The following is a 24,111-nucleotide window of genomic DNA, read 5'->3' on the forward strand; positions in this document are numbered from 1 at the left end:
AATTTTTTTTAATATAATAGTCCTAATCTTTCCTTCCTATCTTGGTTTTGATTAGTCTTATACTCTACAAAAAATAATCCATATCTATGGCAGTTCGATAATTTTCAGAACTCAAATAGGATTGGTACATAACATCAAATGACTATGAAACAAATATACATAAAATGAAACTATTTAAAAATTTTAGAGAGGTGATTGTGGAATTATAACCATTAATCACTATCTCTGCCAATTCGGCAATCAATAGTAGTTATCCACTGCTTAAATAGTCTCAAGATGACGAGTCTATTTGTGGCGGATATGATAGAAAAGTATCGCCGATTGATTAACAAATGGATGTTATAGGATTGTTCCCTCAAAAGCCAGTTCCCCAACCACAGTGAAAATTTATGCCATTTATCCCAAAAATGAAACGGCGAAGAATTCAGTTTTACCAACGGCTGTTCGTACTTTCTGTAGCGTTAGTTGTATTCTTGGGTGGATTTTTGGCAAGATTACCGATTGACAACACAAGCAATGCTGTCTTGGCATCTGAAGTAATCCAGCTACCACTATCAACCAGTGGTGCAAAAATTGTTGATGCCCAGGGAAAAACCGTATTATTCCGAGGTGTAAATTGGTTTGGGATGGAAGTCGAAACCCACGCACCTCATGGATTGTGGAAACGGGATTACAAAGAGATGCTTGCCCAAATCAAAAGCTTGGGATACAACCTCATCCGTTTACCATACTCAGTTGAAGCTTTACGTAGCAAAAGTGCTTCTGGGATAGACTACACCATCGGCAGCAACAAAGAGCTTCAGGGAAAAACCCCCTTGGAAATCATGGACTTAGTAGTTCAAGAAGCCGATCGCAAAGGATTGCTGGTTATACTTGATAGCCATCGTCTCAACGACAAGCGTATTCCCGAACTTTGGTACGGTGATGGTTTTAGCGAAGCCGACTGGATTGATACTTGGCAGATGCTAGCACGACGTTACAAGAAGCAAAAAAATATAGTTGGTGCGGATTTGAAAAATGAACCCCACGGTAAAGCTAGTTGGGGTACTAACAATCTGGCAACCGACTGGCGATTAGCTGCGGAACGGGCAGGGAATGCAATTCTTGGTATAAACCCTAACTGGCTAATCGTCATCGAAGGAATCGAGAACAACGTTCCCGGACAAAAACTTACCCATCATTGGTGGGGTGGAAATTTAGAAGGTGTCAAACGCTACCCAGTTCGCTTATCAAAACGGAATAAGTTAGTTTATTCTCCCCACGAATACGGTGAAGGTGTACATAAAAAGCCGTATTTTGATGATAAAAGCTTTCCCAAAAATCTGACACAACGTTGGGAAACGGGTTTTTATTATATTGCTCGTCAAAAAATTGCTCCCATCTGGATTGGGGAATTTGGCGGTAGACTTGTTGACAGCAAATCTAAAGAAGGGATTTGGCAAAACCAGTTTGTCAATTATATTCGCGATAAAAACTTAAACTTTGCCTATTGGAGTTGGAATCCTAACAGTTCCGACACAGGTGGAATTTTACTTGATGATTGGAAATCGATTGATGCACCAAAGCAAGTATTACTGTCTAAAATATTGCCTGTAAAATTCACCCCACCACCAGTAGCACCAGTAGCAATAATGCCGACTATACAGCCAATACAAGCGGGAAAAGCCCCATTCTCCAAAAATTCTTCCCCTTCTCCATCCTCTTTATCACCTCCTCCATCTTTATCATCTCCTCCATCTTCCTCACTTTCTGCTTCTTCTTCATCTAAGCAAATACAAGTGACCAGCAAAATAGATTCAGATTGGGAATCCGGGTTTTGCGTCATTTTCAAAGTGGAAAATACCAGCAGTAGTAAAATTAATAATTGGCAGCTTAAATTTAACATGAATAATGCTGCAATTAATAATTCTTGGAATGGTACTTTTAAACAACAAGGAAAGAGTGAATATGTTGTTAATCCTCTAAATTGGGGAATGACAATAGAACCAAAACAGGTGCGTGATACTGGTTTTTGTGCCAATAAGTTAGGTAGTGGAGATTATCAGCCCAAACAGATTGAAATCACCATCAACAATTAGAGGGCATTGCGTTTATAAACCTCATCTACCTTGAGAACTATAGAAATCCGAAGCGGACATGCTCCGCGATCGCAAGGTATTAAGCTAAAAATGAGTCCATGCGATCGCGACTTTACCTTCAAAACGCGGTAGTTGCTTCGCATTCTCGTAGAGTAGTGCCAATGATAAGGCTGAAATCTAATTTGCAAGTGAGCATAACCGCATCACGGTTACTGCTCAACTCGACTTTGAACTGCTTCATATTTGGGTAGGGACAGTACAGAAAGGCTATCTATATAGTCCTGAATATCAAGTTGTTGTAAGGTTTTTGTTTGCTGACAATCATGCGGTTGCCGTTCCGTAAAACGTTATTGCATAATAGGAGGAATATATTTACTGAGTTTCTTTTTACACTTCTCATACTAAAATCATGTCAGACGATTCTCAACGTAATTCCGCTACTAATGCTGCTGCTAGCACCCAAGTTCGTCACGCCCTGAGGGACGACATTAAGCAGTACACTCCAGAAAAGTTGGGGCATTTGAAGAGAGGTGGAATACGTAGTGGTCTGGGACGAGGTGACGCTCAAACTCAACAGATGATTGACAAAATACCGCCATCTCAACGTGCAGGCGTTGACGGTCAATCCGCTGCTTCCAAAGTCAAAGAGTATCTTGCAGACAAGGATGCCAGTCATGTAACACCTCACAGCAAAGGTGGCTCAAGCCATCCAGATAATATTAAATGGGAAAACAAAGCTGCGAATCGTGCTCGTGGCGATCAGCAAATGACTCGGCAAGAGCAAAAGCGGATTGATGTCAAAGTAAAAATTGACAATTTAACTGGCGCGTTAAAGTCCGGTCTACAAGCTGCGCCCAAAGGAGCAGTAATCGGTGCGATTACAACTGCTCCTTTTTCCATGCTCAGGAATGCGCTGCGAGTTATGCGAGGAGAAATATCGCCTCAGGATGCAGCTATGGAAACAGTCAAAGAAACTGCTATTGGAGGAGGGGTTGGTGCTGCAACAGCTTTTACGGTCACAGCAGTTGCTACAGCTTGTCCTCCTGTTGCTCTAGCGTTAACAGCAGTTTCTCCTGTTCTGTTAGCTGTGGGTGGTGCAGGCATGGTTTATGAATTCTTCAAGATTCTTGATGACCATAAGAATCAAACGAAAGAATATTATAAATCACTAACTCAGCGCGATCTAAACTATCTCAAAGAGGTTGAAAATGAGCTTTTATACGAACACACCAAAAATCTAGCGTTTTTGGATAATGCTCAAGCGCTAAACACTGAGATTTCAAATCGACCGATTGAAACTGGTGTTGAAGGAGCATTAAAAAGATATCTTGAGTCAGCCGCTATTGCCAAATCGTTAGGAGTTAGTCCAGTTGGTAGTAAGGCATTGCTTGGCTCTCAGGACTCTATTCCCTCTGCGTAAATAATTGAGTTAGGTAAAGCTATGTTTTTTATTTTACCTCTTGTTGGTGCTGCGGTCGGTGCTGCCTCTGCTGCTTTTGCTACTCATGCTGCTGGTGAAAAAGATCGACAAGCTGCAAAGCATCACAGGCAAGTTGCTAACGATATTTCAACCAAATATTCAAACTTAGAGAAAAAATACAATGAATATTCTGAGAAAAGCAAACAACAAATCCATGATTCGACTAAACAACATGCTCTCGATGAGGCAGAGAAAGATATTCTACGTCTAGCAATTAGGCTCCAGCAGTGTTTATATACGCTAATGTGGGACATTGATGACAATCCAACACACAAGTCCTTAGTAGAATTTGAAAAAGCAGTCTTAGCAACAAATACAGTTTTATTTGAACTAAGAGAAGAATTCATTCAAGTTCCTGATAAATACTTTTCTCGCAATTTAGAACGAGCTAATGAAGTAATTGCAGAGCTTCCAGGTGATGTACTTGGAGGTGATATATATCCAGTTAGACAATGCCTCAATTGTGGGCAGAAGAACAGAATTATCCCTCACAATCTTAGTCTTAATCCAATTTGCGGAAGTTGTCGGGCGAACTTATAGCTGGTATCAAAGAACAGGTAAAGCCAGCAAACAGGTCACTGTAGCAGACGGACAAAAGTGAGTGGGGTGGGGATGCCGAGGTTGTCTGCCGCGCTGCGTTTTGCCGTTAGTCAAGTTAATTGCTCGTTGCATCGACAAGGATACGATCGCAACTTTTGAATAAATACCAAAAAAGCGTCCCTAACTAATATTAGGAACGCTTTTTTTGCTGACATTAAGATGACTAGTAGTTATGAGCAAGTTATCAAACAATTAAACTAAAACCGCAGTTTAAATTTAATTCTAACTCCTAGCTTCCTACTTAAAAATCATCATCAACATCTATATCTACATCATCCACATCAGCATCATCAACTTCCTCGTAATCATCTTCATCAACGAGGTCGCTAACTTCAGGAACCATGTAATCATCTTCCTCGATAATAGCGCCACTACGTCTAGCACTAACACCAAAAGTTGCATCGGGAACACCAAGAGTAGGCGAATCCAAATTATAGTTACGAGCCGTGCGATCGTCGAGTACCATATCGAGTGGGTCGTCAACCTCATCTAAAACACTGCTGGTTAGTTCAGTGGAGTAGTCATCAACAATAGTAGGTTCATCGTAAGCATTGAAACCCGTACCCGCAGGAATTAAACGTCCGATAATTACGTTTTCCTTCAAACCGCGCAACCAATCTGATTTTCCTTCGATCGCAGCTTCAGTAAGTACCCTTGTAGTTTCTTGGAAAGATGCGGCGGAGATAAAACTATCGGTATTCAAAGATGCCTTAGTAATACCGAGTAGCATTGGCGTATATTGCGCCCTCGCACCACCAGTAATCGACATTGCTTCGTTAACTTGCTCGATTTGTCGCAATTCCACCAACTCACCAGGGAGCATTGTTGTGTCTCCACCATCATCAACCCGCACCTTCGATGTCATCTGACGAACGATAACTTCAATGTGTTTGTCGGCAACATCAATACCTTGGGATTGGTATACCGATTGGACTTCGTTGACGAGGAAACTTTGTACTTCCTGTAGTGCAATACTCGCACAAGCATAAATACCATCTTCATGACCGAGACTAAAGAACAAATCCAAAATCTCGTGAGGGTTAGAAGGACCATCAGTCATGGTTTGTCCGGCTTCTACTTGCTGCCCATCGGAAATATTCAAGTTTTGTCCGGGTCCAAGGTTGTATTCGGTGACAACGCCATTTGCTTCGATCACTTTAATTGCGATCGCTTCATCTCCATCACTATAAACAATCTTAACTTCACCGCTACGTCTTGCTAGAATACAACCTTCTTTTGGCTTCCGAGCTTCGAGCAATTCTTCGATTCTTGGCAAACCTTGGATGATGTCCCCAGTTTTGGCACGCTCAAACACCAGCAGCACCAAGTTATCACCCCGTTGTACCAAGCCACTATCTTCAATTTGCAGCACTGCACCAGGGCTGACGCGGTAAGGACGACCAATACGGGTTTTCACCGTGTGTTTTTGGGTTGCCAAAGCTGAGTCACCCCCACCAGTTCCAGCACCGCTAGAAACTTCGACAATTTGCCCAGATTCTTCAGCTACGGCACCAGTAGCAATTTCGCTACCCTCAACAATTAAGTCGCCAACTTTTACCTTGGGTTGATTCTTGCAGTGTGTAACTAGTACATCACTATTTCGCAGCACCAAACAACGACGTACAGCCTCCGTCCCCTTCTGGATACCCCTGACTACACCCCCTTCTTTACAAAGGATTTGAGTCCGGGCAACGACTGCTCCCGGAGCAATTGTCATTCCTTCCTCAACTTCGAGGTTGGTTTCCGTACTACCTTGGGTTGCATCCGCAGAAATATCGCGACGAACTACCAGGGATTCCAAAATAACCAGTTGCAAGCGTTGAATATCTGGGTCTTCCTCATCCGGAACTAGCTCGATATCGGCTGCTAATGGTGAGGCGCTATGGTCATGGTCGGCTTCTTGCTCGATTTCCAATACCAACTGAGTACGTAGTAGCTCGACACCTTCAACAGATTTGACCCGCTCAGAATCCTTATACGGCAAGCGTTGTACTGCACGCAATTGAATCGAACGTCCAGTTTGCTGACTTACTGATGTTGTTGATGGCACATCTGGTTGTTCGGGAACTTTAAACTCGACAGCCGGACGACTCAACAATGCTGGACCTTCGGGAGATTCAACATACTCGATGTAACGCAGTTCGGTGACAACTTGTCCCATCAACTCTTCGCCCGGTTGTACAAATGTACCATCACGTCCCATGACAGCTTCGGGATTATCGAGCATTAGTAGTTCACCCGGCTTCACCACGACTTCCCGCAGAATGTCGTTTTTCTGAGTCACTTCGACTACGCCGCTATTTTGGCAGAAGATGTCTTTAACAACTTCATCACCAGCATTGACAAATTGACCATCTTCAACTAGCAATAGCGAAATATCTTTGTTAACTTCATGGGTTTCTTCGGGAATCCATAGCAAGCTACCAGCTTGTACGACCTCATAACCTTGCTTTGCCTTACCTTTCTTCTGAACTTCCACACCAGCAAATTTGAGCAAACCACCTGTTGTAGTCCGGTAGCGATCGTCGATTAATTCGGCGACAACCTGACCGTTTTGTACTTTCGTCCCTGGGGTAGCTCTAAGGTTAAAGGCTTGATTGTTAATCGTAGTCACCAAGTAATTATTCCGACCTTGAGTACTTTGTGCCGTCACCGTTGCCTGGTCAAGTACTACCGATGCAGTAATAATTTCAATTTCCCTAGTATTCTTGCCTGGTTGCACTTCCGGCAAGCGAACTACACCACCGTGAACTGTTGTTAACTGGGTTTCAGCCAACACACCATTAGTTACGACACTATCACCTTCTTTGACAACGAGTTCTGCTCCCGGTGGTAAATTATAGACATCGCCTGAGAGTATCCAAATCAATCCACCTTTAGCGGCTGTAGTTGTTGTATTTCCCTGCCTGTCGGTTTTTTGCTCGGCAACAACATCTGAGAACTTGACTTCACCCGCCAAGTCTGACGCTACATCTTTTACAGCTTTCTCAGTACTTATACGTGTAGTTCTTCCACCCAGTGCAACTTCCGCGATCAGCTGCCCAACTTTGACCTTTTGACCGTCTGTAATATAAAGTGTAGAACCTTGAGTAAGCTCAACTTCTTTGATACCCGTTTCGCTGTTGTCAACAGTGACGATGCCGTTCATTTCCACAAATAATGCATCTTCACCGTGGCGGGTACGGAAAGGACGGGTGCGTAACTTGCGAGGAATCTTTACAGTCCCGTTAGTCTCCGATCGCACTTGTTTCGCAACTTCCCCGGTGAATACACCCCCGGTGTGGAAAGTCCGCATGGTTAACTGGGTTCCAGGTTCGCCAATACTTTGAGCGGCGATAATTCCCACAGCTTCACCCAAGTCAACCATTTTGGCATGTGCCAAACTCCAACCGTAACAGTGTCGGCAAACCGATCGCGCAGCTTCGCAAGTCAGGGGCGATCGCACCATCACTTCTTCAACACCAGCTTTTTCGATCTCGTTGGCTAATTCCTCGGAAATCGCGGTGTTGCGAACCGCAATAATTTCCCCTGTCTTGGGATGCACTATGTCTACATTGACAACCCGTCCCATCAAGCGAGTCGCTAGGGTCATCAAAACCTTAGAACCGTCTCTCATTGGCTGAATGGGAATACCCCGCATCGTTCCGCAATCAATTTCCCGAATAATTACGTCCTGGGATACGTCAACCAGACGGCGAGTTAGATAACCAGAGTCGGCTGTACGCAGAGCAGTATCAACCAAGCCTTTTCTCGCACCATAGGAAGAAATAATATATTCAGTTACAGTCAAACCTTCACGGAAGTTCGTTTTAATTGGTAAGTCAATGATTTCCCCTTGGGGATTAGCCATCAACCCACGCATTCCCACCAACTGACGTACCTGGGAAATATTACCCCGCGCTCCAGAAAACGCCATCATGTATACCGAGTTGAGGGGGTCAGTACTTTCAAAGTGCTTAACTACCTCATCTTTCAGGGCTTCAGAAGTTCCGTTCCATGTATCAATTACTTTCTGGAAACGCTCAACCTCAGTAATCTCACCCCGTTGGTAGCGCTCCTCTGTGGCGCGAATATCATCCTCCGCCGCATCAAGCAAACTCCGTTTCGATGGAGGCACCATCAAATCATCAACGCTGATGGAAACCCCAGCCTTTGTTGCGTAGCGGAAACCCAAAGCCTTGAGCTTATCTGCCATTACCGCCGTCCGTGACGATCCGTACTGGGTAAACGCCCAAGAAATCAAGTTTCGTAGTTGACCCTTGTTAACTACACGATTCCGGAAAACCATTTTTTCATTAGTCATTTGTCATTAATCCTTTAGTCATTAGCGATTGGGCTACGGGCATTGGGGAAATAATGGGCAATGGGAACGCTTTCGCTCTGCGGTCAGCCGCAGAATAGGGCAATCAGCAACAGAAATCTCTTCCTATGCGCTTTGCCCCATACCCGATTCCGATTCCCTAAGTTGCTAATGCTTCCTGAATCGCTTTATTGTAGATAACGCGACCCGGAGTAGTACGTATATATTGAGTCATCAAATTTCCCTGAGCATCTAGGCGGACGCGACGGAATTTATACATTTTGGTGACTGTGCCATCTTCATTTTTAGTCTCTTGCAATGGCTCCAAATCAGCTTCAGGGGATTCAACTTCGCCATCATATCTAACGAATACATAGGCATGTAAGTCGATTTGCCCCTGTTCAAAAGCCATAATTGCATCATCTAAAGACCCAAAATATTTTCCAGCACCTTTGGTTGCACCGGGATTTTCTGCGGTTAGGTAATAAGCACCCAAAACCATGTCTTGGCTAGGGGTAATAATTGGCTTACCAGTTGCAGGAGACAAAATATTATTAGAAGCCAACATCAACAACCGTGCTTCAGCCTGGGATTCCAATGATAGGGGAACATGTACTGCCATTTGGTCGCCGTCAAAGTCGGCGTTAAACGCCGGACAGACTAGTGGGTGCAGTTGAATTGCTCGACCTTCCACCAAAATCGGCTCGAATGCTTGAATACCCAAACGGTGAAGTGTCGGCGCACGATTCAGCATCACAGGGTGTCCTTCGATTACTTCTTCGAGAACATCCCAAACCTGTGGATCAGCCCGTGATATGAGTTTTTTCGCCGCTTTGATGTTATTTACCATCCCACTGCGAATCAACCGATTAATTACAAACGGTTGGAATAATTCGATCGCCATTTCTCTTGGCAATCCGCACTGGTGGATATGTAATTTTGGACCAACGACGATGACAGAACGACCGGAATAGTCAACCCGTTTACCGAGTAAGTTCTGCCGGAAACGACCTTGCTTACCTTCGATAATGTCTGACAGGGACTTCAATGGACGGTTATTTGCACCAACTACAGTCCGTCCACGACGACCGTTATCTATCAACGCATCAACGGCTTCTTGCAGCATCCGTTTTTCGTTACGGACAATAATTTCTGGTGCGAGAATTTCTTGCAGTCTTGCCAAACGGTTGTTACGGTTAATCACGCGCCGATATAAATCATTTAAGTCGCTTGTGGCAAACCGTCCACCATCTAACTGCACCATTGGGCGCAAATCGGGAGGAATCACGGGAATTACCGTCATTACCATCCATTCTGGTTTGGAACCAGTGGCGATAAAGTTGTCAATTACCCGCAACCGCTTAATCAACTTTGCTCGTTTCTGTCCCTTTGCAGTGCCAATTTCCTCGCGAAGATTTTCAGCTTCCTGCTCTAAATTAATATCAGCGAGTAAGCGTAGTAGTGCTTCTGCACCAATCCCCACCTCGACTCCAACTAATTGGGAATCTTCAGCATAAATCTGGTCTTCAATTTCCAACCACTGGTCTTCACTTAGGAGTTGCTTATAACTTAAAGTATCAGCGTTGCCCTGACTGAGAACCACATAGGAATTGAAATATACAATTTGCTCCACATCCCGCAAAGGCATATCCAGCAGGATGGCAATATAACTGGGAATACCTTTGAGATACCAAACGTGAGCTACAGGAGCCGCCAGTTTAATGTAGCCCATCCGGTGGCGACGCACTCGTGATTCCGTAACTTCCACACCGCAACGTTCGCAAACGATACCACGGTGACGAACGCGCTTATACTTACCGCAATGACATTCCCAATCCTTCGCAGGACCAAAAATACGCTCGCAAAAAAGCCCATCCATTTCCGGTTTGAGAGTCCGGTAATTAATAGTTTCTGGCTTGGTAACTTCCCCGACTACTTGACCGTTAGGTAACGTTCTCTCACCCCAAACTCGAATCCGTTCGGGCGATGCCAAGCCGATTTTGACGTAATCAAATTGGTTGTTTTGACCTGGTCTCATGTTTTTTATTACTGAGTTCTTACTTAAAGAGCTACTTTAAACACACGCTTTTATTAGTGCGTTGTGAGGAGTATTTAGTTGTCAGAGTTAGGAGTTGAGAGTGATGAATTAGAAGAAAGAAAATTTCAATCCCTAAGCCCTCACCCCCACTCCTAACTATTTTTTTACTCGTCTTCTTCGACTGAATCGCGGGATAGGGACTCATAAGTTGGACGAGGAGGTGTACGACGCGCTGATTGGTCTGCCATCAAATCGACTTCGACATCAAGCGAACTACCATCATTCTGAGTCTCAACCTTATGGACGGCAATATCCAAACCTAACGATTGCAACTCGCGCATCAATACCTTGAACGACTCCGGTGTTCCTGGTCGCGGAATTGCCTTGCCTTTCACGATCGCATTCAAAGCTTCGTTACGTCCTTGCATGTCGTCGGATTTTACTGTCAACAACTCCTGCAATGTATATGCTGCACCGAAGGCTTCGAGTGCCCATACTTCCATTTCTCCGAAGCGCTGACCACCTTGTTGTGCCTTACCACCCAAGGGTTGCTGCGTAACCAGCGAGTAAGGTCCGGTAGAACGAGCGTGGATTTTATCGTCTACTAAGTGTACAAGTTTGAGCATGTAAGCTACGCCAACTGTTATTGCACGGTCAAAGGGTTCCCCTGTCCGACCGTCGTAAACCATAATTTTGCCAGCATTGTCGGGGTTGTATAGCCAATCTCTACCAGTTTCATCCCGTGCTTCTTGTAATTTGCCGTGGACGATCGCACGTGAGGATTCTTCGCCGTACATTTCATCGAAGGGGGTAATCTTGAACCGCACGCCTAAGTGATGACCAGCCCAACCTAACATGCACTCAAAGACCTGTCCTACGTTCATCCGGCTCGGTACACCCAGAGGATTGAGGACGATATCAACGGTGCCACCATCGGGGAGGTAAGGCATGTCTTCCGCCGGTAATATCTTGGAAATAATCCCTTTATTACCATGACGACCAGCCATTTTATCACCGACTTGTATTTTCCGTTTTTGGGCTACATATACCCGCACTACCATATTGGCACCAGGTGGTAATTCGTCACCTTGTTCGCGGGTAAACAGCCGCACATCAACGACTCTACCTTTTTCTCCGTTGGGGACACGCAATGAGTTATCCCGCACATCCCGCGCTTTTTCACCGAAAATTGCTCTTAACAATTTTTCTTCGGGTGGTTGGTCCGATTCTCCTTTAGGGGTGACTTTACCAACGAGAATATCCCCAGCATCTACCCAAGCCCCAATCCGGATAATCCCTTGTTCGTCCAACTGACGCAAGGCATCTTCACCAACGTTGGGAATTTCACGGGTGATTTCTTCTGGTCCTAGTTTGGTTTGTCTTGCCTCTATTTCATATTTTTCAATGTGAATCGAGGTGTAAATATCCTCCTGTACCAAACGCTCGGAAATCAAAATCGCGTCTTCGTAGTTGTACCCTTCCCAAGGCATGTAGGCGACGATGATGTTTTGTCCGAGGGCTAATTCTCCACCTTCGGTAGAAGAACCATCTGCCAAAACCTGCCCTGCCACTACCTTTTCACCCATCCGCACCAAGGGCTTCTGGTTTAAACAGGTATCTTGGTTCGATCGCTGATATTTGGAAAGGTAATATTTAAGCTCTCTTAATTCTGGCGGGTTGAATCTGGGGGCTTCCCCTTCCATCACTTTCGGTCGTGGACGCACACGAATCTCCGTAGCATCAACGTAGGTTACATCACCATCGGTACGGGAGACAATTACCATCCCGGAGTCCCGCGCTGCCTGTGCTTCTAAACCAGTTCCCACTAAAGGACGTTCTGGTCTGAGTAGGGGTACTGCCTGCCGTTGCATGTTGGAACCCATCAGTGCCCGGTTTGCGTCATCATGCTCCAGGAAAGGAATCATGCTGGTGGCAACCGATACAATCTGGACTGGAGATACCGCCACGCAGTCTACCTGTTCGGGGGTTGTTGTCGAGAACTCCCGACGGTAACGGATGGGTACTATCCCTTTCAAATAACCGTTTTCATCGGTCATCGCGTCACCTGCTGCCACCCGTAAGTCGTCTTCTTCGTCGGCAGTCATGTAAATTACGGGCAAGTCTAGCCGTACTTTCGCATTTTCAACTTGACGGTAAGGTGTTTCCAAAAATCCATATTGGTTAACTCTGGCATGGGTTGCCAAGGAACCAATCAAACCCGCGTTGGGACCTTCGGGTGTCTCAATCGGGCAAATACGTCCGTAGTGGGATGGGTGAATATCCCGGACTGCAAACCCTGCGCGTTCGCGGGTCAAACCGCCAGGACCAAGGGCTGATAGTCGGCGTTTGTGGGTCAATTCCGCGAGGGGGTTGGTTTGATCCATGAACTGCGATAATTGGCTCGATCCAAAAAATTCCTTGATGGCAGCGACCAAAGGCTTGGGGTTAACCAAGGATGCAGGGGTGAGGACTTCGGCATCGGATACGGTCATCCGTTCGCGAATAATCCTTTCTAAGCGGTTTAAGCCGACTCTAACTTGGTTTTGCAGCAATTCGCCAACACTGCGGACGCGACGATTCCCTAAGTGGTCGATGTCGTCAGTATTACCAATATCAAATTCGAGGTTGATTAGGTAATCGACAGCTGCTAAGATATCGTTAGGAGTCAAAACTCGCACTGTATCAGGTACTTGCAGGCGTAGTTTCTTGTTTAATTTGTATCTTCCGACTCTTCCTAAGTCGTAGCGTTTTGCGTCAAAGAAGCGTGAGTCTAGCAGTTGTTGTCCGCCCAATACTGTTGGTGGTTCGCCGGGACGTAATTTACGATACAATTCCAGCAAGGCTTCTTCTTCAGAAAACTGACCTTCTTTTTCGATGGTTTTTTGGAAGTATTCGGGGTGACGGAGGGCATCGAAAATTTCGTTATCTGATAATCCCAAGGACTTTAGCAGTACTTGTGCCGAAAGCTTGCGGGTTTTGTCGATACGTACCCAAACTAAGTCATTACGGTCGGTTTCAAACTTTAACCAAGCACCTCGGTTAGGAATTAAGCTGGCTGAGTAGGTTCTGCGTCCGTTTTTATCGATTTCTGATTTATAGTAGACTCCAGGCGATCGCACAATTTGGTTAACGATAACCCGTTCTGCACCATTAATAATAAATGTGCCTCGATCGGTCATCAATGGCAAATCGCCAATAAATACATCTTGCTCTTTAATTTCGCCAGTTTCTTTGTTAATTAAGCGCGTCGGCACGTACATTTGCACTGCGTAGGTACTGTCCCTTCGCTTTGCCTCGTCAACATTATACTTGGGTTCCTTCATCTTGTAGTTATTACCCAAGAAATGCAGTTCGAGTTTGCCAGTGTAGTCAGTAATTGGACTAAAAGAATTTAGCTCTTCTACCAACCCTTCTTCCAAAAACCAGCGAAAACTCGAACGCTGGATTGCAATTAAGTCGGGTAATAGAAAGGCTGGTTCCATAATCGATTCGTTAGTCATGCCTCTACCTTTATCAACCTGGTTAAGCTTGTTGTTGAGATTGTTGTTAAGCTTATGATTAAGCTTGTTGAAAATACTGCGTCGAGCAATAATTGCTGCCTGCTAGTATCCATCTGACTTTACTTTTCGCTTTTTCCGATGTTTGCCAATTGCAGTAAAGAATGTTCTTTGTAGATAGATGTAGCGGTTCATCTATCTTGGATAAGTATTTTGACAAAAACATATCTACTTCCTCCAATTTATCGGAAGTAAATAATGCCAGAAGCTAGCTTTTAGCTTGATTCCTCTCAGTAGATGGTGTAGATGTGCTGGCATTTTTTTTGCTTTGCTCACTTCCCCTTCAAAAAGCCTGTTTGTTTCGATCCTGTGCAGACTACCACTCTCCATTGCCAGAAATTCCAGCAGGTTTGTGGTTGCTCTGTGATACTTTGCTACAAATCTTTGAGAATTATGCTTATAAAATAATTTTTAGCTAGTCAGGGTAATACCTTGGAATTCGTGGTTATGAAAATAATGGCTTCTTTCAGGCTAAATAATAATTGCCAGACTGTATTAAATGCAAATTAAATGCAAAAAAAAGTTATGATTTGTATACAAATCGCTACTTAATAAAGTCCGACTGTACGGATGAATCTAATTTGAGGTTGAAAAGATTTATTCATAGATTTTTAGTCGCATCCGTTGGTCGAGATGGGAGGATGGTCAAATCAAGTTAGCTTAAATTTGCCTCCTTAATCATTATGACGCAAGCAAGCCTTTTTTGGAGGAAATAATATTATCATATTTTTGTCCCCACAAAAATTTATTTTTCTTAATGCCAGTCTTCCGAAATCTAGTAGCGATCGCATTTAAAATCTTTAACCCAAATATGAAGCTCAAATCTTTAAACCAAATAACTTACAGGCATTTTCAGTTGTTTGTTGTGCGATCGCGTCTAGGGTTTCTCCCCGAAGATTAGCAACATGTTCGGCAACGTAACGAACGTAAGCAGGCTCGTTACGTCGCTCACCTCGTTTGGGAACAGGAGCCAAAAACGGACAATCTGTTTCGATTAAGAGGCGATCGCTACTAACCATTGCCGCACTTGATTGAATGGTTTTGGCATTTTTGAATGTGACTGTGCCGCTAAAGCTAATGTAGAAACCTAAATCTAGAAACCATTGAGTTTCTTCAGGTTCCCCACCCCAGCAATGCATGACACCCCGCACTCGTCCCCCTTTCATATCTGTCCATTTTTGCAGAATCTCTCTAACTGACGAAGCCGCATCACGACAATGGATAATGACAGGCAAATCAAGTTCTGATGCGATCGCAAGTTGCGACTCAAACACCATCACCTGATGTTCGTAATTATCAGCTTTATAAAAATCAAGCCCCATTTCCCCAATCGCAACAATTTTTGCATCAGAGCGGGCAAATGCTTTAATTTCATCTGCTGTCTTGTCACTCCATTTATCTGCATCCAATGGATGCAAACCTACAGCAACACTCAGTTCGGGAATTTGTTGAGCTATGGCTTGAATACTAGGAAACTCGGATGGCTGAACACAGGAATGTACCAAATGTACTACACCTGCTTCTTGCCATCGCGATCGCACCATTGCTAAGTCAGAAAGGAAAACCTCAAAGTTGAGGTGAACGTGGGTATCAATCAGCTGCATTTTGATTCTGCGAAATTAACTAGCTACCTTCTACTCATTTCCGACTCACAAGCAGCCAACGCGATCGCTTAAGCTGCTGTTTGTGCCAATGATTTTAATCGTTGTGCTAATCTCGATTTCTTCCTCGCACCATTATTGGTATGTAGGACACCACGCTTTACAGCTTTATCAATTTTGCTATAAGCCTCTGACATCCGAGCCATCATTTCTTGCTTGGACTCATCTGTGGGTTGAGCAGTATACGCTTCTAGTGATGCATAATACTTCTTCATTAGAGTTTTAACAGCCGACTTATAGGCTTTATTGCGTAGTCGGTTGCGTTCTGCTATTTTGGCACGTTTGAGAGCTGACTTATTATTTGCCACTGTTAACTTCCGGAAATAACTATCTATAAAATGTACACACACTGCTAGATATACTAATATAGCATCCATATTGCCAATATCAAGATTCGTAAAAATATTAATATCAAGAGTCTTGATTTGCAGCATATCCAAGCTGACATCTGCTTAAATGTTTGCCTATACATCTATATAGAGATATATACATACTAGTGAAACCAATTTAATCAGAAGCCGCACATTATTTCCACCCTACCCGAATCCTCCCCCTACGGATACTCGCGGAGCGAGAAGCTAGCTATATCAGTCGCCTATGGAGGGAGATGGATTCTTGTTCCCCATGCTTGAAAACGCGGGATTGAAATAGTGACGACAGATGCTCCTTTGTAATCCCAATATTTTAGATAAATAAAGTATCTAATACTACAAAGCAATCTAAACAATATTAAAATTTTATATTTTCAGCAGTGGGAATACTTAGTTAAAAATAGTAATAGCCAGTTTAATCATAACCAGTTCCGCATTTTAACTATTTAAAAAAGTAAAAAAGCACTAGCAGATACGCAAACAATCTATACATTTTTCTGCTTCTGAAATTACCTCTCTAAGAAGTATGAGCAATGAAAAACGTGCCATAAATATCACCAGATACTATTTCGTGGTATTTTGATTCAAGCATCGAAAGTGTGTCAATCCGCGTAATCTTACATAAACATCATCAATAAGTGTAAATGCTGTTTTAATACAATTTGATTAATGAAAAATTCATAAAAAATTTAATGATATATCCCATTTCTTCACAGCTTACATATTGAAAATTGAGCATTTTAAGATACAATTAGACAATAGCGCAGTAATCATATCCACTTAGTGTCATCAGGCTCTATTTATTATTTTTTACATAACTGATACTGGTGCTGCGGTCACACAGATATATACTTTTAACAAGCAATTTGACTTGAATTAAACATGAGCCTATCAGCACTGCGAAAATTTATTTTACCACCTGTCATTGCTTCCGCAGCAGTTTTTGCGGCAATGAGTTTTCCTCTAGCTGTACTAGGTGATAAGCCTATAAATATTAGGTTTGAGGAAGAACCAATTTTTGATGGCAGACTCAGAGATATTGCTCCTCCTTATGTGGTGGCAATAACAGCTTTAAGCTTAGGAGCGGGTATAGCTGCTGCTGCTGTTAGCGGATGGCGCAACTCTTCTCGTAAATCATCGGAGTTTGAGCAACAACTGACACAACTTGAAGAACATTTAGAACAAAAAGATAAATTACTCAAAGAATTAAATTTATCAGAATCACGACTGCAATTATCTGGTTTAAATAATTTCTTAGATGAGGAAGTTCCTTTCGATAGTTATGTAAATCGAAATACTCCACCAACTGTGGTGACTCAACCAGTTGTCGCCCAAATTCCAGTACAAACATATCAACAAGTTGTAAATTCCTTACCTTCGCGGGCTTCAAAACCACTAGTAAACCAATCAAAAGTCGCGAATGCATCATCAGCTTTTGCATCTGGGCAAAGTTATATGACGAAGCATGGGCAAGCACAAGCTAATGCCAAAGATGCTCAAGCTAGCGTTACAGCGCGGGAATTTGAAGCTCTACAAATCCAGCTTCGAGAAATGATGGAGCGGATGCAAATGATGCAGAATAGCCTGCAACAACAACCTAATGCTGTAAGTAACGTTGCGATCGCAAATAGATTTCAAGTCCATTACGAAGCTGCAACCACAGATGAAGTGAAGTTTTAAGGATTTTAATTTTCATCAAAAAATCAAACCGAGCAAGTTTTAGATACCTTGCTCGGTTTTTGCCAAATATAGAGATTAATTTTTAATTAGCATTTTTACGCCACCAATCAATCGTATTTTTCAACCCTTCCTCAAATCCGATCTGTGCGGTAAAGCCAAACTCTTTTTTCGCACGTTCCGTATCCAAGCAGCGACGGGGTTGTCCGTTGGGTTTGTCGGTTTCCCAAACAATCTCACCTTCAAATTTCATCAACCTACAGATTGTGGTAATCAAATCCTTGATGGAAATTTCGTAGCCAGTGCCCAAATTTACAGGTTCAGAATCATCATAAAACTGGGTTCCCATGACAATACCGCGAGCCGCATCTTCAGAATAGAGGAACTCACGGGTTGGAGTACCATCACCCCACACAGGTAATTGTTTGTCTCCCCGTTCTTGTGCTTCCTGGACTTTGCGGATTAACGCAGGAATGACGTGGGAACTGTTGGGGTTAAAGTTATCTTCCGGTCCATATAGATTCACCGGAAGTAAGTAAATACCGTTAAAGTTGTACTGTTGCCTGTACGCTTGGAGTTGAACTAACAGAGCTTTTTTTGCTATACCATAGGGTGCATTAGTTTCTTCCGGGTAGCCATTCCAGATGTCTTCTTCCTTGAATGGCACTGGTGTAAACTTAGGATAGGCGCAAATTGTGCCAACACAAACAAATTTTTCTACACCAGCTTCATAAGCAGCGTGAATTAATTGCGTACCCATCATCAAATTGTCGTAAAACAACTCTGCGGGTTTTTCACGATTCAAACCAATGCCGCCAACATGTGCCGCAAGATGGATGATAATATCTTGCTGGTCTGCTGCACGTTTGCAAGCTTCCATTTGGCATAAATCATAGTCACGCGATCGCACGACTGTAATTTTATCTTTGCTTGCCCCAGCTTTACACAACTGGTCGATTACCTGCTTACCCAGGAAACCAGCACCACCAGTCACGAGAATCCGTTTGTCTTTGAGTTCTAAGCCAGTCATAGGATTTTGGATTTTAGATTTTGGTTTAGATTTTGGTTTGGATTGTGGTTTATTAGGCTCTAGATTTTAAATTTAGGATTTTTGGATATTCTTGCAAACCAATTCAAAATAAGTTTTGAATCGAAGTTTTACAGCATTAACGACAACAGCAGCATTTTAATTGATTTTAAAATCTACCACTTAGGCAAAAGAGCAGATGACTGTGTAACTTTTACCTGAATCCCAAATCCCAAATCCCAAATCTAAAACCTAAAAATTAGAAGTGGAGGGCACGTAGTTCTTGACGGACTGTCGCTGTATCATTAGAAACTTCCGAGCCTTTACCATTTTCTGAAGTAATACCTAAAGCCTGCAAATCAGCTTCAACCATGAGTTGTACAAGCTGATCGAATGTTACCGAGGGTTTCCAACCCAATTGTTGCTGTGCTTTGGTTGAATCACCAATCAACAAATCAACTTCCGCAGGACGTAGATAACGCTCGTCAAATTCTACATAATCTTCCCAATTGAGGTTTACGTATCCAAACGCTTTTTCCAAAAACTGACGCACGGTGTAAGTTTCACCAGTCGCAATGACATAATCGTCTGGTTGTTCTTTTTGCAGCATCAACCACATCGCCCGCACGTAATCCTTTGCATAACCCCAATCTCGTTTGGAGTCTAGATTACCCATATAAATATTTTTCTGTTTGCCAGCAACAATCCGAGCCACCGCCATTGTAATTTTACGGGTGACGAATGTCTCACCGCGTCTGGGCGATTCATGATTAAACAAAATACCATTACAAGCAAATAAGTTGTAAGATTCGCGGTAGTTTATAGTTTGCCAGTGAGCATATACTTTCGCACAAGCATAAGGACTGCGGGGATAAAAAGGAGTTGTTTCGCTCTGAGGTACGGCTTGTACCAAACCATACATTTCTGAAGAACCCGCTTGATAAAAGCGTACCTGAATACCTGTACGGTGTTGGTAATCGCGAATTGCTTCCAATAAACGCAAAGTTCCTACACCCACCGAGTCAACAGTATATTCCGGTGAATCAAAGCTAACACGTACATGGGATTGAGCGCCCAAGTTATAAATTTCTACTGGTTGAACTTCTTCTAAAATGCGGCGCAGTGTGGTTCCATCTGTCAAATCACCATAGTGTAAAAATAAACGCACACCCTTTTTATGAGGGTCTTCATACATATGGTCGATGCGATCGGTATTAAATGTAGAGGTACGGCGAATAATACCGTGAACTTCGTAACCTTGTTCCAGCAGAAACTCGCTTAGATAGGAACCATCTTGACCTGTAATACCAGTAATCAGCGCTCGCTTTTGTTGCGTCATGCTCAATAATCCCTCGTTCTCTATGTTTGATTTAATCGATGAACTAGATAGATAGACATATCAACCTGGTATAAGCTAGCAACTACTAAATTTTTTGCCCAGTAGGGAACTTACTAGTTATTTGCATATGCCTGATTGCCATTTTAAGTAAATCCACTTATTTTGCTGGAATTTATGACTACCCCACTTAAGCTTAACTAGCAAAAGTCAAACAATCCTGTTAGTTTGTGCTGATATTCATGAAAACTTTATATTTTTAAAGAAGGATTGGGCACTATTGTAATATGCAATACAGATGCCCAATATCCAACAAAAAATATCTGTGAAATAAATTACCTCACAGATACTGTAAAATTCATACCCATACATTGCTAGCTATTTAGTATGCCCCGTTATTCTTGGGAATAATGACGACACCAATTGTTTTGAGAACAATCCACAAATCGAGCCAAAAAGTCCTAAATTTTACGTAATGTAGGTCTATTTGAACACGACGAGGGTAAGGGATGTCATTACGCCCAGATACTTGCCACAACCCAGTAATCCCAGGTTTGATAGTTAATATTTGCTCGATGTGACAGCCGTATTTTGGAAGTTCTTCCTCAACTAAAGGTCGAGGACCAACAACACTCATGTCCCCTTTGAGAACGTTCCAAAACTGAGGAAATTCATCCAAGCTGGTAATTCGCAAAAAATGACCAATAGGTGTAATTCTAGGGTCGTGCTTGAGTTTAAAGCTTGACTCGAACTCATCCCGCATTTGTGGTGAGGTTTCCATGATTTGCACGAGTATGTCGTCAGCATTACTCACCATTGTGCGGAATTTTATACAGTTGAAAGTCCTGTAGTTCTTTCCAACCCGTTCTTGAACATAAAAAATAGGTCCCTCCGAACCAGCTGCAATTAGTAAGGCTAACAGCAGATAGACGGGAGAAAACATAATCAAAACAAATAGCGAAAACGCTATGTCGAATAGTCGTTTGGCAAACTCTCCGTTGATTCCCGCAAAGGGTAAACCTCTAGGTTTGGGTTTCGGTATCCTTTTTAATTGACCGCGTTTTAAAAAGGTACGCGAAGATGCGCTAGCGGTCTGCCTTGGGCTTCGCTTTCCGGAGAGGAGTGAGCTCTGGGCAGTCATCATACTCCTTAAAATCCACACCACACATAGTCCCAATCTTAAAGCTAGACAGGTGCATCTGGGGTTTTATTTCCAAAAGCTTACCTATCGAGATGTTATGAACCAGGAACGACTTTCTTTTCTTCGCACAGACTGACAAATTCAAGATACTGCTGTGCAAAGACTTGGGAGGAAAATTTGGTAGCGTGCTTTTTCAAGTACTCGAAATCAAATTTTCCTTTATATACTTCAAATTCTTTTACAGCTTCTACTAACGCCGCTTCTGTTTGTTCTTTAAATAGAACACCCGTACCTGTCCCTGGCGGTGAGGAGCGAATATCCCGGACAGTCTCCGATGCTCCACCTTTGCCGTAGGCAATTACTGGAGTGCCACAGGCTTGAGCTTCGACAAGGGCGATACCAAAGTCTTCACATGCTGCATAAACGAACGCCTTGGCGGCAGACATATACTTTTTTACCACATCATCGGGTTGCCATCCCAGTATAGTTATATTGGATTTCGATATTTTTTCTATATTTTTCATTTCTGAACCTGTGCCAATCACTACCAATGGTTTTTGGAGTTGGTTGAAAGCTTTGACTATTAAAGATACTTGCTTGTAGCTAACTAGCCGGGAAACTATTAGATAAAAATCTTCTTTTTCGGCAGAAAAATGGAAATTATCGATGTCAACGGGTGGATAAATTACTGTTGCTTCGCGACGATAGCAGCGCCAAATTCGGCGTGCTGTGTGTTGGGAATTGGCAATAAAGTAATCAACTCGATTAGCACTTACTACGTCCCACTGGCGTAGACGATGTAGTAGGTAACGAGCCATCCATCCAGGTATCCCATTCCCTAGATTGCTTTCACGCAAGTAATCAAATGTTAAATCCCAAGCGTAACGCATGGGACTGTGGCAGTAGCAAATATGCAGTTGCTCTGGTGTTGTGAGTACTCCTTTGGCGACTGCGTGGGACGAAGACAGAATTACGTCATATTGGCGTAAGTCTAATTGTTCGATCGCCAATGGTAGCAAGGGTAAGTACTTTTGTATACCATTGCGGGATGCGGGAAAATGCTGGAGAATAGTTGTGCCAATTTGACGTTTATACAGGTAGCTATCGGGATTGACTGACTCAAAATCGATCAGGGCATACAAATCCGCAGCAACGTGATTCAGAATTTCGCGGACGACGAGTTCTGAACCGCCAGTGGCTTTTGGTGTGAGCCATTCATGCACTAAAGCATATTTCAAGGGCACAGCTAACTTTTGGGATAGGTAAAAAACAATACGTGCAAGTTACGAGATAGTTGGAGTTTAAATAGCAGGTGGACAGGAGTGGGAAGGATAAGGTGAACTCAAAAGTTCTCCTATGAATGAATGGGTAAGGTTCCATACCGTTTTTCCGACGAAATTCTCCCTTTACAGGTTCCGAAGGTACGCTATAAGCTGATAACCTCGTTGTTGAGATTAAATTTAACGGTCAGTAAGACAAAATAGAGGGGATTTATGCGAATTTTAATCATGGGTGGCACGCGTTTTATTGGTGTTTACCTCACACAGTTGTTGGTAGAACAGGGTCATGAGGTTGTTTTGTACAATCGTGGGAATCGTCCTGTGCCTGTGAAAGGGGTGGGACAGATTATGGGCGATCGCACTGATATTTCCCAATTGCAGGAAAAATTAGCTAGCGAAAAGTTCGATGCTATTTTTGACAACAACGGTAGGGAACTTACTGATACTCAACCATTAGCGGACATTTTTCAAGACAGGGTGCAACATTTTATATATATGAGTTCTGCCGGGGTATACCTGAAATCGGACGAAATGCCCCATATAGAAGGGGATGCTGTTGACCCCAAAAGTCGCCACAAGGGCAAATTTGATACAGAGTCTTACTTGGTAGAGCAAAATATACCTTATACTTCGATTAGACCTACATATATTTACGGTCCTCAAAACTATAACGATTTAGAAGCGTGGTTTTTCGATCGCATTGTCAGAAATCGTCCGATTCCCATTCCTGGCAACGGGATGCATATTACCCAGTTAGGACATGTGAAGGACTTAGCAACAGCGATGTCAAGGATTTTGGGTAATTCCCACGCTATCGGACAAGTGTACAATGTTTCGGGCGATCGCTTTGTCACTTTTGATGGTTTAGCGCGTAGTTGTGCGATCGCGGCTGGTAAATCTGCTGATGAAGTTAAAATAATTCATTACGATCCGAAGAAGTTCGATTTTGGTAAGCGTAAGGCTTTTCCGATGCGGGTACAGCATTTCTTTGCTTCGGTGACAAAAGCGATGAGTGAGTTGGGATGGCAACCGGAATATAATTTGGTTTCGGGGTTGAAGGATGCTTTTGAGAATGATTTTATGAGTTCGGGAAGGGATAAAAAGGAAGTTGATTTTTCGACTGATGAAGAGATTTTAAAAGCCGTCGGTTAGTAGGAATGTTTTGGTGGAACGTATGTATTTTATGACGAACCGCCAAGACGCAGAGGACGCTGAGAGAATAAAGAATAAATATTTTGGTTTTATCGAAAGCATTATTCAAATTTTTGTGTTTGCGCGTTAGCGTTCGCTCTTAGCGTTCCCGTAGGGTAGCTATCCGCAGGAATCGCATTTCCTGAAATGTGATCGAGATTTGTGATGTTTTGTAACATATTTACTCAAAAACTGCATAAGTTAACGTTGCTTACAGCTATCTAGTTTGGGTGGGGTAATTATTAAAATCAAAATTTTGTTATCTGTCAAAAGACTGATTTTTTTGTAATTAGTCTTTTGACAGATAATTCCCCAAAATATTGATGTTGGGTTACGACGCTTTCATTGAATTGTTTATTGAGCATCAAAGATTT

Annotated in this window: 15 protein-coding genes; 5 read left to right on the forward strand and 10 right to left on the reverse strand. The window is 43.0% G+C overall.

Annotated elements, in window-relative coordinates:
* The first annotated feature begins 389 nt into the window (after window positions 1-389).
* Entirely contained in the window at window positions 390-2,078 is a 1,689-nt protein-coding gene (locus tag CK510_RS00725; RefSeq protein WP_095719851.1) for a cellulase family glycosylhydrolase, read from the forward strand.
* On the opposite strand, the gene CK510_RS31365 is transcribed toward CK510_RS00725, so the two are convergent.
* A complete protein-coding gene (locus CK510_RS31365; RefSeq protein WP_158224816.1) occupies window positions 2,075-2,221 on the reverse strand; it encodes a hypothetical protein in 147 nt (48 codons plus the stop codon). The two genes, CK510_RS00725 and CK510_RS31365, sit on opposite strands and share 4 nt — an antisense overlap.
* A 266-nt stretch (window positions 2,222-2,487) precedes the next feature.
* Between CK510_RS31365 and CK510_RS00730 the strand changes: the two genes are divergently transcribed.
* Both CK510_RS00730 and CK510_RS00735 read left to right on the forward strand, forming a co-directional pair.
* Window positions 2,488-3,498 (forward strand): hypothetical protein, encoded by a 1,011-nt coding sequence (locus CK510_RS00730; RefSeq protein WP_095719852.1) that lies wholly within the window; start codon window positions 2,488-2,490, stop codon window positions 3,496-3,498.
* 21 nt (window positions 3,499-3,519) lie between these two features.
* Window positions 3,520-4,098, forward strand: coding sequence for a hypothetical protein (locus CK510_RS00735; RefSeq protein ID WP_095719853.1), 579 nt, complete (start codon window positions 3,520-3,522; stop codon window positions 4,096-4,098).
* A gap of 301 nt (window positions 4,099-4,399) precedes the next feature.
* Here CK510_RS00735 and CK510_RS00740 read toward each other — a convergent pair whose 3' ends face one another.
* From CK510_RS00740 to rpsT, 5 genes are all read right to left on the reverse strand, one after another.
* The gene (locus CK510_RS00740) at window positions 4,400-8,461 is read right to left on the reverse strand and encodes a DNA-directed RNA polymerase subunit beta'' (protein WP_095719854.1); all 4,062 of its coding nucleotides are present in this window, start codon (window positions 8,459-8,461) and stop codon (window positions 4,400-4,402) included.
* 157 nt (window positions 8,462-8,618) lie between these two features.
* Window positions 8,619-10,496, reverse strand: coding sequence for a DNA-directed RNA polymerase subunit gamma (locus CK510_RS00745; protein WP_095719855.1), 1,878 nt, complete (start codon window positions 10,494-10,496; stop codon window positions 8,619-8,621).
* A gap of 164 nt (window positions 10,497-10,660) precedes the next feature.
* Window positions 10,661-13,996 carry a DNA-directed RNA polymerase subunit beta gene (gene rpoB, locus CK510_RS00750; protein WP_095719856.1) on the reverse strand — a complete coding sequence of 1,112 codons (3,336 nt, stop codon included), beginning with the start codon at window positions 13,994-13,996 and terminating at the stop codon, window positions 10,661-10,663.
* Window positions 13,997-14,871: 875 nt separating this feature from the next.
* Complete coding sequence (locus tag CK510_RS00755; RefSeq protein WP_095719857.1) at window positions 14,872-15,657, reverse strand: TatD family hydrolase; 786 nt, start codon at window positions 15,655-15,657, stop codon at window positions 14,872-14,874.
* Between the two features lie 68 nt (window positions 15,658-15,725).
* A complete protein-coding gene (gene rpsT, locus CK510_RS00760; protein ID WP_095719882.1) occupies window positions 15,726-16,022 on the reverse strand; it encodes a 30S ribosomal protein S20 in 297 nt (98 codons plus the stop codon).
* A 945-nt stretch (window positions 16,023-16,967) separates the two neighbouring features.
* On the opposite strand from rpsT, the gene CK510_RS00765 reads away from it, so the two are divergent.
* A complete protein-coding gene (locus CK510_RS00765; protein WP_095719858.1) occupies window positions 16,968-17,765 on the forward strand; it encodes a hypothetical protein in 798 nt (265 codons plus the stop codon).
* Window positions 17,766-17,847: 82 nt separating this feature from the next.
* Here the strand turns inward: CK510_RS00765 and CK510_RS00770 are convergent, their stop codons facing one another.
* The 4 genes from CK510_RS00770 to CK510_RS00785 all read right to left on the reverse strand — a co-directional run bounded on the left by CK510_RS00770 (window position 17,848) and on the right by CK510_RS00785 (window position 22,510).
* Window positions 17,848-18,792: a GDP-L-fucose synthase family protein gene (locus tag CK510_RS00770; protein ID WP_095719859.1), complete on the reverse strand. Its 945-nt coding sequence runs from the start codon at window positions 18,790-18,792 to the stop codon at window positions 17,848-17,850.
* Window positions 18,793-19,048: 256 nt separating this feature from the next.
* Window positions 19,049-20,128 (reverse strand): GDP-mannose 4,6-dehydratase, encoded by a 1,080-nt coding sequence (gene gmd / locus CK510_RS00775; protein WP_095719860.1) that lies wholly within the window; start codon window positions 20,126-20,128, stop codon window positions 19,049-19,051.
* 379 nt (window positions 20,129-20,507) lie between these two features.
* A complete protein-coding gene (locus CK510_RS00780; protein ID WP_095719883.1) occupies window positions 20,508-21,266 on the reverse strand; it encodes an undecaprenyl-phosphate galactose phosphotransferase family protein in 759 nt (252 codons plus the stop codon).
* A 95-nt stretch (window positions 21,267-21,361) separates the two neighbouring features.
* Window positions 21,362-22,510, reverse strand: coding sequence for a glycosyltransferase (locus tag CK510_RS00785; RefSeq protein WP_095719861.1), 1,149 nt, complete (start codon window positions 22,508-22,510; stop codon window positions 21,362-21,364).
* A gap of 249 nt (window positions 22,511-22,759) precedes the next feature.
* Here CK510_RS00785 and CK510_RS00790 point away from each other — a divergent pair, with 249 nt between their 5' ends.
* Window positions 22,760-23,698, forward strand: a complete 939-nt coding sequence (locus CK510_RS00790) for an NAD-dependent epimerase/dehydratase family protein (protein WP_095719862.1) — start codon at window positions 22,760-22,762, stop codon at window positions 23,696-23,698.
* The last annotated feature ends 413 nt before the right edge of the window (window positions 23,699-24,111 follow it).

Origin of the sequence: Brunnivagina elsteri CCALA 953 (assembly GCF_002289455.1) — a bacterium.
GTDB classification, from domain to species: Bacteria; Cyanobacteriota; Cyanobacteriia; order Cyanobacteriales; family Nostocaceae; genus Brunnivagina; species Brunnivagina elsteri.

Coding starts and splice junctions, on each gene's coding strand:
- CK510_RS00725 (WP_095719851.1), top strand. CDS start 390: ATGCCATTTATCCCAAAAATGAAACGGCGAAGAATTCAGTTTTACCAA.
- CK510_RS31365 (WP_158224816.1), bottom strand. CDS start 2,221: ATGCGAAGCAACTACCGCGTTTTGAAGGTAAAGTCGCGATCGCATGGA.
- CK510_RS00730 (WP_095719852.1), top strand. CDS start 2,488: ATGTCAGACGATTCTCAACGTAATTCCGCTACTAATGCTGCTGCTAGC.
- CK510_RS00735 (WP_095719853.1), top strand. CDS start 3,520: ATGTTTTTTATTTTACCTCTTGTTGGTGCTGCGGTCGGTGCTGCCTCT.
- CK510_RS00740 (WP_095719854.1), bottom strand. CDS start 8,461: ATGACTAATGAAAAAATGGTTTTCCGGAATCGTGTAGTTAACAAGGGT.
- CK510_RS00745 (WP_095719855.1), bottom strand. CDS start 10,496: ATGAGACCAGGTCAAAACAACCAATTTGATTACGTCAAAATCGGCTTG.
- rpoB (WP_095719856.1), bottom strand. CDS start 13,996: ATGACTAACGAATCGATTATGGAACCAGCCTTTCTATTACCCGACTTA.
- CK510_RS00755 (WP_095719857.1), bottom strand. CDS start 15,657: ATGCAGCTGATTGATACCCACGTTCACCTCAACTTTGAGGTTTTCCTT.
- CK510_RS00765 (WP_095719858.1), top strand. CDS start 16,968: ATGAGCCTATCAGCACTGCGAAAATTTATTTTACCACCTGTCATTGCT.
- CK510_RS00770 (WP_095719859.1), bottom strand. CDS start 18,792: ATGACTGGCTTAGAACTCAAAGACAAACGGATTCTCGTGACTGGTGGT.
- gmd (WP_095719860.1), bottom strand. CDS start 20,128: ATGACGCAACAAAAGCGAGCGCTGATTACTGGTATTACAGGTCAAGAT.
- CK510_RS00780 (WP_095719883.1), bottom strand. CDS start 21,266: ATGACTGCCCAGAGCTCACTCCTCTCCGGAAAGCGAAGCCCAAGGCAG.
- CK510_RS00790 (WP_095719862.1), top strand. CDS start 22,760: ATGCGAATTTTAATCATGGGTGGCACGCGTTTTATTGGTGTTTACCTC.